The sequence below is a fragment of the Bacillus sp. XB1 genome (genome assembly GCF_053557995.1).
Map to the genome: position 1 here is coordinate 460052 of NZ_JBNRIL010000001.1, position 13146 is coordinate 473197.

General features: G+C 34.6%; 14 protein-coding genes. 13 read left to right on the forward strand and 1 reads right to left on the reverse strand.

What is annotated here, in order from left to right; all coding sequences use genetic code 11:
• Positions 1-213 precede the first annotated feature (213 nt).
• From ACK1U5_RS02300 to ACK1U5_RS02335, 8 genes are all read left to right on the forward strand, one after another.
• The gene (locus tag ACK1U5_RS02300; protein ID WP_000025025.1) at positions 214-579 is read left to right on the forward strand and encodes a hypothetical protein; all 366 of its coding nucleotides are present in this window, start codon (positions 214-216) and stop codon (positions 577-579) included.
• Positions 580-660: 81 nt separating this feature from the next.
• On the forward strand, positions 661-1434 hold the full coding sequence (locus ACK1U5_RS02305) for a DUF6612 family protein (RefSeq protein WP_000738991.1): 774 nt from the start codon (positions 661-663) through the stop codon (positions 1432-1434).
• A gap of 172 nt (positions 1435-1606) precedes the next feature.
• A complete protein-coding gene (locus tag ACK1U5_RS02310; RefSeq protein WP_000739775.1) occupies positions 1607-2674 on the forward strand; it encodes a glycoside hydrolase family 113 in 1068 nt (355 codons plus the stop codon).
• Positions 2675-2763: 89 nt separating this feature from the next.
• Positions 2764-2955 (forward strand): DUF378 domain-containing protein, encoded by a 192-nt coding sequence (locus tag ACK1U5_RS02315; RefSeq protein ID WP_000670803.1) that lies wholly within the window; start codon positions 2764-2766, stop codon positions 2953-2955.
• Positions 2956-3164: 209 nt separating this feature from the next.
• Positions 3165-4247: a 3-phosphoserine/phosphohydroxythreonine transaminase gene (serC, locus tag ACK1U5_RS02320; RefSeq protein ID WP_069604642.1), complete on the forward strand. Its 1083-nt coding sequence runs from the start codon at positions 3165-3167 to the stop codon at positions 4245-4247.
• Between the two features lie 12 nt (positions 4248-4259).
• The gene (locus ACK1U5_RS02325; RefSeq protein WP_000490230.1) at positions 4260-5432 is read left to right on the forward strand and encodes a 3-phosphoglycerate dehydrogenase family protein; all 1173 of its coding nucleotides are present in this window, start codon (positions 4260-4262) and stop codon (positions 5430-5432) included.
• A 13-nt stretch (positions 5433-5445) separates the two neighbouring features.
• Complete coding sequence (locus ACK1U5_RS02330; protein ID WP_001063069.1) at positions 5446-6693, forward strand: DUF1015 domain-containing protein; 1248 nt, start codon at positions 5446-5448, stop codon at positions 6691-6693.
• 144 nt (positions 6694-6837) lie between these two features.
• Positions 6838-7347, forward strand: coding sequence for a DUF4303 domain-containing protein (locus tag ACK1U5_RS02335; protein ID WP_000781769.1), 510 nt, complete (start codon positions 6838-6840; stop codon positions 7345-7347).
• A 390-nt stretch (positions 7348-7737) separates the two neighbouring features.
• On the opposite strand, the gene ACK1U5_RS02340 is transcribed toward ACK1U5_RS02335, so the two are convergent.
• On the reverse strand, positions 7738-8133 hold the full coding sequence (locus tag ACK1U5_RS02340) for a DUF3224 domain-containing protein (RefSeq protein ID WP_069604641.1): 396 nt from the start codon (positions 8131-8133) through the stop codon (positions 7738-7740).
• Positions 8134-8629: 496 nt separating this feature from the next.
• Here ACK1U5_RS02340 and ACK1U5_RS02345 point away from each other — a divergent pair, with 496 nt between their 5' ends.
• From ACK1U5_RS02345 to ACK1U5_RS02365, 5 genes are all read left to right on the forward strand, one after another.
• The gene (locus ACK1U5_RS02345; protein ID WP_000525525.1) at positions 8630-9271 is read left to right on the forward strand and encodes a F0F1 ATP synthase subunit alpha; all 642 of its coding nucleotides are present in this window, start codon (positions 8630-8632) and stop codon (positions 9269-9271) included.
• Between the two features lie 177 nt (positions 9272-9448).
• Positions 9449-9718 carry a 2TM domain-containing protein gene (locus ACK1U5_RS02350; RefSeq protein WP_000438994.1) on the forward strand — a complete coding sequence of 90 codons (270 nt, stop codon included), beginning with the start codon at positions 9449-9451 and terminating at the stop codon, positions 9716-9718.
• Between the two features lie 336 nt (positions 9719-10054).
• Entirely contained in the window at positions 10055-10894 is an 840-nt protein-coding gene (locus ACK1U5_RS02355) for a YitT family protein (RefSeq protein WP_000747492.1), read from the forward strand.
• Positions 10895-11046: 152 nt separating this feature from the next.
• Positions 11047-11724, forward strand: coding sequence for a response regulator transcription factor (locus tag ACK1U5_RS02360; protein WP_000781961.1), 678 nt, complete (start codon positions 11047-11049; stop codon positions 11722-11724).
• Position 11725: 1 nt separating this feature from the next.
• On the forward strand, positions 11726-13102 hold the full coding sequence (locus tag ACK1U5_RS02365; RefSeq protein ID WP_000839528.1) for a sensor histidine kinase: 1377 nt from the start codon (positions 11726-11728) through the stop codon (positions 13100-13102).
• Positions 13103-13146: the final 44 nt, after the last annotated feature.

Genomic DNA, 13146 nt, shown 5'->3' on the forward strand with positions numbered 1-13146 from the left:
TTTTTGTAAACGCGACAAAATTTGACAAAAAAATTTGCAGGAACTTGTTATAATTTCTGTTGGAATATTTTGTTTAACGAGAAATGGGTGTATAGCGTAAAAGATTTCGATGTCATACAAATACATTTTTTGTTTTACATTCAAGGATTTCATAAGAGAAGAATTACAAAAATGAATGACATGGAGAAGTCATAGGGGGAGAGGAGATTTAGCATGAGTATTAAAGTAATAAGAGCAACAGGGGTAATGGGAGGAGCAGCAAGAGTTGCTGTAAAGGTAGATAACGAAGTAGTAATGAAACTTGAGAATAACGAAGAATATACGCTTCCTTTTGAATTAGATGAAGCGAATATTAAAGTAAAACAATTCTTTTTTGGAAGTAAAGAAAAGAAAGTAAAGGATGGCGATGTAGTAGAAATTAAGATAAATAGTATTGCTATGCTATTACTGATGGTGTCAATGATGGCTGTTTTATTTGGTTCGTCAATTGGTATAAATATTGTTGTTTTTGGTATGATAGGAGCTTTAGTTACATTAGTATACGGATTGAATAACTGGTTTCGTTTAGAGGTTAAATAATTATTGTATATATATTTATTTCAGTTGATTTACTATACATGGGATGAAAATATTTTTAAGTGGGAAATGGGGAGAATCAGTATGAAGAAAATGGTTGTAATATCTAGTTTGGCGCTAATAGTAGGTTTAACAACTGGTTGTAGCAGTGAAAAAACAAGTGGACCTAAAACAGTATCTGTAAAAAAAGAAAAAGAGTTAGTAGCGAAAGATATTTTTAAAAAAGCAGCTGACGGATTAAAACAAGAGGAATATCTTACATTGACATCTCTTATGTCAATGAAGGGGAGCGGCCAATCAGAAGAAATTAAAATGAAAATACAAATGGAGCCGAAACTGAAGAATTCTAGAGCTGAAATGAAAATAAGTGGTACAGATATTGTAACGTATGAAGTAGATGGAAAGGTCGCTGCTCAAGTGAAAAATCCTGATACAGGAGAGTTAGTCACGATACCTAATGATCAATTTAATGTAAATGATGTAATGGTCAGTAAAAATTTACTTAATGAGTTAGATTTACCGGAAGCTTTGGCTAAGAAAATGAAAGCAAAGAAAGATGGAGACACATATAAACTTACACTTGAATTAAAGGGAAAAGAAGCGGTAGATACGTTACAAAAAATTAATGGAGATATGAAAAAATTAACGGAAGGATTTAATATGGATGCGTTTAATATTGAATATATAATAACAAAAGATTATAAATTTGAAGAGATGCGAACAACTATAAAAGTGAGTGAAAGTAACTCAGATAAAAAAGCTAGTACAGATAAGGAAAAATTGGATGCAGTTGTGAGTATAAAGATTGATTCATATGAAAAGTTTGATTCAATTAAGTTACCAGAAGGGATTCAATAATTTCAATCGTAAAAGGATAAAAAGGAGCGGAAATCTGCTCCTTTTTTATTTTTCCTACTATTTTTAGAAGATTTATATGAATATAGTTGAACGGCACTTCATTTTTTTCTGGAATAAATGTGAAACGTTGTATAAAATAATCAAGAAAGGCAAAAATTATAGGGGGAAAGTTGTGAAGAAAAATAAGAGTTTAATAAGTTTTTTAGGAGTGTTTATTATGTTGTTTTCTTTTTGTTTTCAAGGAAATGTACAGGCAGATGTAAATACTGTTCAATCTGGAAAAATCAAATCAGGAAACGTAACAGTATGGGAAGTTGGAAATGTAGCGAAAGTATTAGCGGATGTGGAGCGCTTAAATTTAAATACAGTAAATGTACCGATTCAAGTAGATATCCCAAATGTGACTTCTACTAATATGGTAATTAATCAAGCGCAAAAGCAACAAGCTATTATTTTAATTCAAGAATTATTAAAGCGTAATATTCAAGTTATAGTGGAACCGTTCCCATATATTCAGCAGGGGAATGTTGGAGAGACAGAATGGAACCCAAGTAACATTAATGATTTCTTCTGGAATTGGAAGACGGTTATTCTGCAAGATATTTTTAATTCCATTACAAGTAAATACAATGTGTATGGACTAAAGATTGCTTCTAATTTCGTGAATATGGAGTATGCAGAAGGATACTGGAGCGATACAATTGATTTTGTTCGTAATCAGTATAAAGGAAATGTTTTGTATCAAATGAACTGGTGGTTAACAGCAAGCTGGGATTCTTCTTATGAAGCGAAGTTTATAGAGAAAATAAACCGTCCGTATTTAAAGAAGGTAGATATTGTTAGTATCGATAGTTGGTTTGAAGTTTCTGGAAAAAGGAATCCGTCATATGAAGAAGTGAAGCAAGGTTTATTTGCGACGACAGTATATAACCGTGGACAAAATGTTGTTCAGCAATTGGAACAATTACATAATGCAACAGGAAAGCCCGTTTATTTTGGTGGATTTAACGTTCCAGCGCGTGAACTTGGACTGCAAAATCCGTGGAATCCAGATGTTTCTAATGTGTTTTCGAAAGATGTACAATTAAATGGATGGCGTGCTTACCGCGATGTATTAGAACCGAAACCATATTTTAAAGGTTTTTCAATTTGGTTTATTGGCTCTAATGATAGTACACATCCGTATCAAATACATAGTAAAGAAGCGGAGGCAGTTATTAACGGCTGGTACCGAAAATAATTTTTACAAAATAGGTAAGTTTTGAAGTTTACTACATATATTTCTAGTGAAAGGCCTTTCACCATCTTATCACCTAGGGGGCAATCATAATGAAATTTTTGTCTTACCTTACAGTAATTTTGGTGATTCTCGGCGGTTTGAATTGGTTGTTTGTAGCGTTAGATTACAATGTAGTTGAGAAATGGTTTGGTTCTATGCCGGCGCTTGTGGACACTATTTATTGGCTCATTGGTCTTTCTGCTATTTATCAAATTTTTGATCGGTTCTTCACGGATAATTAGCAATTATACTTTATTACTAGAGTGTTAAGTACGATTATGTACTTAACACTTTTTTGTATGTTTATAAAAATAGTTTGCACATGCAAGCGATTCCATTGCGTCTTGCGCCGTAATAATAGAAAACAAATTGACCACGTATTATATTTTGGGTTATAATTCAGAAAGTTTAAAAATTAATAAAAATGAGAAATAGGGAGGTTATGAGGGTAATGGAGAGAGTCTATAATTTTTCAGCAGGACCATCAATACTCCCTTTGCCAGTTTTAGAGAAAGTGCAAAAGGAGCTTGTAAATTATAACGGGACAGGCATGTCTATTATGGAAATGAGTCATCGATCTTCTTATTTTCAAAGTATTATAGAGGAAGCGAGTAACTTACTTCGTGAATTAATGAGCATCCCTGATGAGTATGAAGTTTTATTTTTACAAGGTGGTGCGTCATTACAATTTTCTATGATACCACTGAACTTAATGAATACGTATAAAAAAGCTGGATACGTACTAACTGGCTCATGGTCTAAAAAGGCACTGCAAGAAGCCGGAAAAGTTGGGGAAGTACAAGTAATTGCTTCTTCCGAGCAAGAGAAGTTTACTACGATTCCTAAACTGGACGGTTTACTAAGCGATGAAAAACTAGATTATGTACATATTACAACGAATAATACAATTGAGGGGACAAAATATGTGGATATTCCACATATAGAAAGAGTGCCGCTCGTTGCGGATATGTCTTCAAATATTTTGTCAGAACAATATGATGTTTCGAAGTTTGGTCTTATATACGCGGGGGCGCAAAAGAATTTAGGACCTGCGGGCTTAACGATTGCTATTATAAAAAGAGATTTAATTGGGGGAGCAGATCGCTCTTGTCCGACAATGTTAAATTATGAAACTTACAGTAAAAATAACTCCTTATATAATACACCGCCATCCTTTAGTATTTACGTAACAAAACTTGTACTAGAGTGGTTGAAAGAGCAAGGCGGAGTATCTGCGATTGAAGAACAAAATAGAATGAAATCTTCACTTATTTATCATTTTTTAGATGAATCTAAATTGTTTACTTCACCAGTTGATCCTGCGTATCGATCACTTATGAACATTCCATTTACAACACCGTCAGAAGAACTTAACAATGAGTTTTTACAAAAAGCGAAGGAACGCGGCCTTGTTACGTTAAAAGGACATCGCTCAGTTGGCGGTATGCGTGCCAGTATTTACAATGCGATGCCAGCACACGGCGTAAAACGATTAGTAGATTATATGAAGGAATTTGAGCTTGAGAATAGATAGGGAGATGGGGATATGTTTCGTGTTCAAACGTTAAATCAAATTGCAGAAAAAGGTTTGCAAGTTTTTACTGAAGAACGTTATGAAGTAGGAGATAGAATCAATCATCCAGATGGAATTTTGCTTCGTAGCTACTCTCTACATCAAGAAGAGTTTTCAAAAGACTTAAAGGCGATTGCAAGAGCTGGCGCTGGTGTAAATAATATTCCTGTCGAGCGATGTACAGAAAAAGGAATTGTAGTATTTAACACGCCGGGGGCAAATGCAAACGCTGTAAAGGAACTCATTATTGCCAGTCTTATTATGTCTTCACGTAACATTATTAATGGTGTAAGTTGGACGAAAAACTTAGAGGGTGAAGAAGTACCACAGCTTGTTGAATCAGGAAAAAAACAATTTGTTGGATCAGAAATTGCAGGGAAACGTCTAGGTGTTATCGGACTTGGCGCAATCGGTGCTTTAGTTGCGAACGATGCGTTAGCGTTAGGCATGGATGTTATCGGATATGATCCTTATATTTCAGTTGAAACAGCTTGGCGTCTTTCTACACATGTGCAAAGAGCATTTAGCCTTGATGAAATTTTTGCAACGTGTGATTATATTACACTGCATATTCCTCTTACGAATCAAACGAAGGGGATCATTGGGGAACACGCTGTAGAGAAGATGAAAAGAGGGATGCGTCTATTTAATTTCTCTAGAGGAGAACTTGTAGATGAAAAGGTTCTTCAAACAGCATTAGAAGAAGATATTATTACACATTACGTAACGGATTTCCCGAATGAAAATGTAATAAAGATGAAAAATGTAACAGCGACGCCTCACCTTGGCGCATCAACGTCTGAATCGGAAGAAAATTGTGCAGTAATGGCGGCGCGTCAATTACGTGAATATTTAGAGACAGGAAATATTCGTAACTCAGTAAATTATCCAAACGTAGAATTGCCGTATATCGGAAAGAAACGAATTACAATTATGCATCAAAACGTCCCGAATATGGTAGGGCAAATTACAGGATGCTTAGCGGAACATCATATTAATATTGCCGATATGATTAATCGTAGTAAACATTCTTGGGCATACACAATGATTGATATCGATAACGGAATTGATGATATAATAAAAGAGAATATTGTAGAAAATATAAGCAAAATTACAGGTGTTGTAGCCGTTCGAATGATTGTGTAAAGGAGAGAGGAATGTGGCAAAAATACGACCGTTTCGGGCCATTCGTCCAGTAGAGGAAAAAGCGGCACAAGTGGCAGCTTTACCGTATGACGTATTAAATAGTGAAGAGGCAAGGGAAGTTGTAAAAGGGAATCCATATTCTTTCTTGCATGTTGATAAAGCAGAAATTGATTTAGATCCTGAATTGTCACCGTATGATGATCGCGTGTATGAAAAAGCGGGCGACAATTTAAAGCAATTTATACGAGAAGAAGTGTTCATACAAGATGAAGAGCCAGCGCTATATATTTATGAACTGACGATGCAAGGAAGAACGCAGTCAGGCCTTGTCGTTTGTACATCTATTGATGAGTATGAAGATGATACAATTAAAAAACATGAAAGAACACGTCATGAAAAAGAACTAGATCGTATTCGCCACGTAGATGTGTGTGACGCAAATACAGGTCCGATATTTTTAACTTACCGTACAAAAGATGAAGTAAAGCATTTAATTAGAAGCTGGAAAGAAGAGCATGCGCCAATTTATACATTTACAGCAGAAGACGGTGTTAAGCATGTTGCGTGGAAGATTGCAGATGAAGATGTAATTACGACTTTAGTAAACGCATTTGAAGATATTCCTAATCTTTATATTGCAGATGGGCATCACCGTTCTGCATCAGCTGCAAAAGTAGGACTTATGAGAAGAGAACAATATCCAAATTACACAGGAGAAGAGGAATTTAATTTCTTCTTATCGGTTCTATTCCCTCATGATGAATTATCGATTTGGGACTATAACCGAGTTGTGAAAGATTTAAACGGTTTATCAGAAGAACAGTTTTTAAAACAAATCAAGCAATACTTCTATGTAGAAGAAGCACCTGTTTCTCCGTATAAACCAAATGAACCAAAAGCATTTGGAATGTATGTAAATGAGAAGTGGTATAAGCTTACTGTGAAAGAAGAAACATTTGATGCGAATGATCTTGTTAGAGGTTTAGATGTATCTATCCTGCAAGATCATTTATTAAGCCAAGTACTTGAAATACATGATCCGCGTTCTGATTCACGCATTGATTTTGTTGGCGGAATACGGGGGTTAGAAGAACTAGAACGCCTTGTGAACAGCGGCGAATACAAAGCAGCATTCGCATTATATCCGACATCTATGGAAGATTTATTAGCAATCGCAGATGCCGGAGAAGTCATGCCGCCGAAATCAACGTGGTTTGAACCGAAACTGCGTAGTGGATTGTTTGTTCATTCTTTAAAGTAAATATTGACTTCTATAGTTTTGAAAAACCGAAATGATTTGAGTTTCGGTTTTTCTTATTTTGGCTCAGTTAACGTTTAATGTTGATTTTCATGTTAAGATTGAAATATGTAACAGCAGGTCGCTACAAAAAATGGAGGAAATACGATGAAAATGCATCTTCAAAAAAGTTTTTATGTTGAATTGAAAAATGCAATTCGTTGTCATTATAACGAACTTTTAACTAGGTGCGGTGTTGACACAATATATGGGTACTCCATATTAACAGACGATTGTGTCAATAGCATTGGACCAGTGGCTAATGAAGAAAGACTAATCAAAGTTAATAAATCGGACCCTTTATACAATTATTATAGATACGGAGCTGTTGAGTGGAGCGAATGGGACGATTTTGGAATGTTTGATGAAGTGAAAAAAATTATTAAGAAATATCATAATATTGTCGAAGATGACTTTAATATACGAGTAAATACACTGTTGAAAGAAACGTTAAATGTGTTAATGGAACTTGAATCAGAAGGATTGTTTGGAGATAGAGATGATAATCGATTTATTGTCATTTGTGTAACTGATTCTTCGAACGAAATCATGATTGAATCAGCTCGATTGCTTAATACATTAAAGACATACGAAGAATATGCTTCAGAATTTGCATAAGAATAAATATAAGTAAAACTGCTCTCTATAAGAGGCGATTTTCATTTGATCGAAAGTCACCAATTAATAGTAACGATTCGTTGTGACGTAACAATTGAACAATTAGAACCTGATGAAAAAAACGTACAAAGATAATTGCGATGTTTACATGTGTGAATCAAGTTGGAAAAGAAGTTATGAAGGGAAGTTTTTCGGGGATTATTCTTTAATAGGAGAAGTAATGAATAAGTGGGTTCTCCATGCCTCTCAGGCTTAGCGTTTTAATTCCCCCATAACGTATATTCTGTTCTTTTCTTAACTATTAGAAAATAGTTGAATAAGCTCGTCAACAAAAAGGACATTCCGAGTATTACAAGAAATGTCCTTTCTGCTAAAATGTAAGGTATTTTGCTAAAATTCAAACTCTAAAATCAGTTTACTAGTTTGACCTGTAAACTGATAATTATAGGACCCTCTCAGATTTTCTAAGTTACCGGTAGCTTTAATAATTGTTCCTGGGGAATCTAAATTTCCTTTATCAAATATTCCTTGCTCTATAGCTGTGAATGTCCCTTGTTGCCCCTTATAAATTCCTTCAAAGTGTAAAAATCCAGAAATTTTAGCCGTAGCCAAGTGACCATCATTTATATTTGAGTCTAGATAATATAATAAGTATTCAACAAAAGCTTTTCCTTTTAATTCTCCATCAATATCATATTCAACATGGGCAATATTAATAGGGAAATCTTTTCTAGTATCATCAATTAGTTTTTCATCCCATTTACTTACTGTAAATGTTACGTCCATACACGTAAATCCCCCTTTATCATTAGATAAGTAATCTTCATATCATTTGAAAAGTACCAATTCACAGTCATATCTTATAGGAGTGTTTTTATTTATTTGAGTCCTGTCATATCGTTATCTTATTTCAGAATCACCTGCTCCTCCCCACGAAGGACTTACTGTCGCCACGGTATCTCCTGGCTGTAATCTCTTTGTTTTTTTAACATGTTAACTCCGCTCCTACATAATGTAATGGACTACGATTATACAAACTGTATCATTGAAAAACATGATGTATGACATTAGTTTCTTCATCATCAATCCGTTTACCTGCTGGGATTCAAGAATTCAGTCTTAGTGTTGAATATAGGAATAACCGATTTATATTTGAAAATCAAAGTATGCAACATTGCATGAGGAAAACGGTTGTTATTTTTACTACCTGTAACTATAATAATTACAGGTTGGTCGATACCAATCAAAAAAATAAAATCATCGTGAATGGAGATGTTTCATAATGGGTATGAAAAAATTAATTTTAGCAGGTGCTTTAGGGATCGCAGCATTATCAGGAACAAATTTACCAGGACTAGAAGTAACAAAAGCGAGTGCAGCTTCTATTGAATCGAATTTCTCGACGTTAGAAGGACGAGTAGTAGAAGTAGATAACGGTGTAATTGTTGTAAAATCTAAGCAATATGAGGAACCGGTTAGTGTGTATATTGATTCACTTTCAAATGTGAAAGTAGGAGATGAAGTAAAAGCTACTGGATCTATGATGCGTAATTTTACAGAATATATGGTTGCAACTGCAGTTGAAAATACAACAAACAAGTTAGGTATGCACATGAAAGAAGATGGCTCACCTAATTATGTAATTGGAGAAGTATCAAAAGTAGGAACGATGGAAGATGAGGGAGACGGTGCTACTAAATATGTTGTAGTTGAGTATCCATCGCTAAATGGGAAGAAAGCTATTATTGATGTTTTCTTAACAAAGGGACAAGTATTTAATGCGGGTGAGAAAGTGAAAATTGATATGAAGTATGTAGGGTGGGGCGGAAGTTCTATTAACTGGAACACAGTTGACCATATTGAAAAAGTTCATGAAGCAAAGACGAACGCTGAAAATAATGATGGTGTATGGATTTGGTCTTAATTAAAATCCTGTAAATAACAAATGTATCATGTAGTATCCAGCAAATGGTGATGTGTATGACCATTTGCTGGATACTTTTTTGCTTTGTATTTTTTGAGAATAAGGGATATCCGACTAGAATATGATGTTTAAATCAGAGCGAGTTAAAAAATACAATAATGAAAGAGGTGTTTATATATGGAGCGAGATGAGAATTATTTACGAGCTAAAAAAAGAGTGGAGAATTTAAAAGCGTTTTACATTCATTTAACGGTCTATATATTAGTTAACTTAATGCTTTTTTTCATAAATATAAGCTCTGATTCAAGTAAATTATGGTTTTTATATCCACTTGGAGGTTGGGGGATTGGTATCGTTATACACGGTTTAACAACTTTTCCATTTGGGATATTCGGAAAAGAATGGGAAGAACGGAAAATTAAAGAGTATATGGAGAAAGATAAGTGAAAAAATCAGAGATTTATGAATATAAATCTCTGTGAGCACACGTTTGATGCGAAGCCTATTCTATAGCTTCGCCTATTTGTTTTGTACTCGAAGTTAATGCGAGTACGTGTTCCTATTCATTTTTAGCATGAATTGCATGTGAAATCAAAACTTTAGTTGTAGTACATAATAAATACAGTTATTTTACTTTCTTAATTACAAGTGGATATAGGATAAAGTTGATTTATCATCCTATATTAAAATAAAAAACAAACCACTGTTCGATTTGAATATTCCACGATATAATGGTGAGAGTTTATGACAGAATAAATATTTACATAAGAAGTGAGGTACTGTATGAAAAAAAGAACGACAGACATTATTTTTATTATTATTGGTGCATTTCTTTTTGCTTTAGGTGTCAATTTATTTGTTATCCCGAACGAGTTTGGTGAGGGTGGGGTAACAGGTATCACGATTATTACGTACTATTTATTTGAATGGTCACCAGGTTTAGTTAACTTAATTTTAAATGCGATTTTGTTAATAGTCGGTTATAAATTTTTAAATAAAATCACAACAATTTATACGATTATCGCTGTAGTGACTAACTCGCTATTTCTTCATTTAACAGAAGGCTGGACGATTGCTTCGGATGAAATGCTTGTAAATGCCATTTTCGGAGGAATATTTATCGGGTGTGGTATTGGTCTTATCATTCGCGTTGGCGGAACAACTGCAGGTACTACGATCTTAGCAAGGATGACACATAAATATTTAGGCTGGAGCATTAGCTACGGTCTACTGTTCTTCGATTTAATCGTTGCATTTTCATCTTATTTCATCATTGGTGCAGAAAAACTGATGATAACAATTATTATGCTATATGTAGCAACGAAAGTGATGGAATTTGTAATTGAAGGGTTAAATCCGAAGAAGGCTATTACGATTATTTCTGATAATCCAGATGAAATTGCCGGGAAGGTGACAACCTTAATGGGGAGAGGGGTTACTGTATATTCAGGGCATGGCTATTACACGAAAACTCCGAAGGAAATTCTTTATGTTGTTATTAATAAGCAAGAAGTAGTGAAGCTAAAGCGGATTGTTCAAACTACGGATCCGGCGGCGTTCATCGCTATACACGATGTTCGTGATGTGTTCGGAGAAGGATTTGTTGATATTTCGAAGGCTTAGAAATTGTTTTTGATTAAAATAATCTTAATACTAAAACGTAAGAATCTATTTTGAATAATCTTTTTTCAAAATAGATTCTTTTTCTTTTTCTTGCAAAAAATCCAATTGTTTCTTAATGTAGTGATGTAGAAGGATGAACGAGAGAGGGTTTAATGAAGATGATACATATTTTATTAGCTGATGATGATAAGCATATTAGAGAGTTGTTGCATTACCATTTACAAAAAGAGGGGTTTAAAGTTTTTGAAGCAGAAGATGGAAAGGTAGCGCAAGACGTTTTAGAGAAGGAAAATATTCATCTTGCGATCGTAGACATTATGATGCCGTTCGTTGATGGCTATACGTTATGTGAAGAAATCCGGAAGTATCATGATATACCGGTTATTTTATTAACGGCGAAAGATCAGTTAGTTGATAAAGAAAAAGGATTCATTTCTGGTACGGACGATTATATCGTAAAACCATTTGAACCAGCTGAAGTGATTTTCCGTATGAAAGCTTTATTACGACGTTATCAAATGCTGAGTGCAGATATTATTACGTTGCACGGAACGACAATTGATCGAAAAGGTGTAGAAGTAAAGTGTAACGGTCAAACGATTTTGCTTCCTTTAAAGGAATTTGAGTTATTATCACAACTTGCTAGTTATCCTGGAAGAACATTTTCAAGAGAAGAGCTAATTGAATTAGTATGGGGAATGGATTTTGAAGGAGATGAACGAACAGTTGATGTTCATGTGAAAAGGCTGCGAGATCGTTTCTCAAAACGAACGGATGATTTTCAAATTACAACAGTGCGCGGCCTCGGATATAAGTTGGAGTTGAAATAAGATGAAATCACTATATTCTAGATTTGTATTTATGACGGTCGGCATTATGCTACTTAGTAGTATTATCGGCTTTTTATTAACAAACGTATATTATCAAGTGAAGTTAAAACCATATAACAGTGAAAAGATTTTAAAGTATGCGGAAGAAGTTAAATCGTTATATGAAAAGCAAAGTGAAGAAAATCAAGAGACGTATTTGCATTCTATTGCAAAATTAGGGTATGAGATTTACATTGTTGATGATCAAAAGAATGGAAAGCGTATCGGTAATGCGTTTCGTAAGACGACAATAAGTGATGATACCGTTCATAAAGTATTGCAGGGGGAGACATTTAATGGTGTTTCTACTTATCCAACGCGCCTCTTTATTACAGGTTTTTTCGATAATGAATTAATTAATAGCGTCGGTGTCCCAGTACAACACGGTGATAAACAGTACGCTTTATTCATTCGCCCTGACGTTCAACAACAATTCGGCGAGATGAGAATTTTTCTAGCGGTATTATTAGGGTTTATCGTACTATTAAGTATTATTTTTATAGCGATTGCAGCAGGTTACATCGTTCGCCCAATCCGTAAATTTACGAAGGCTACGCAAAAAATTGCGAGTGGGGAATATGAAATTGAATTAGATGTAAAACGAAAAGATGAAATAGGAACGTTATCTACAAGCTTCCAAAAGATGACGAAGAGTATTAAAGAACTAGATGAAATGAGACAAGAATTCGTTTCGAACGTTTCACATGAATTTCAGTCGCCACTTTCTTCCATACAAGGTTTTTCAAAGACGTTGCAAACAGAAAAGATGAGTGAGGAAGAAAGAAATCATTACTTACAAATTATTGAGGGTGAAAGTAAGCGAATGTCTAGTTTATGTAAACAGTTACTTACGCTCGCTTCATTAGATAAAGAGGAAAAGGTTCTACAAATAAGAGAATTCAATCTGCAGAAGCAAATTAAAGACGTCATTTTTATGCTTGAGTGGAAATGGCGGGAAAAAGATATCGCCGTTGAATTTAATGTGCCAGATATCACTATAAAAGGTGATGAAAACTTACTTCATCAAGTTTGGAGTAACATTTTCACGAATAGCATTAAGTTTTCAAACGATGGTGGAACGATTGAGTTTTTCGTCGAAGAGTTAGAGTCTAGTGTCATTATTTCTATATCAGACAACGGAATCGGTATGGAAAAAGAAGAAATGGATCGTATTTTTGACCGTTTTTACAAAGTAGATACAGCAAGGACGAGAAACGTAGAAGGTAGCGGTTTAGGATTGTCGATTGTGCAGAAGATTGTTGAACTGCATCATGGAAACGTTTCGGTGTATAGTACGAAGGGGGAAGGAACGACCGTTCGGGTGGAGCTTCCGAAATAGATGGAAAGAAAGAGGCTGTTTCGGAACTGCCTCTTTTTTGTCGT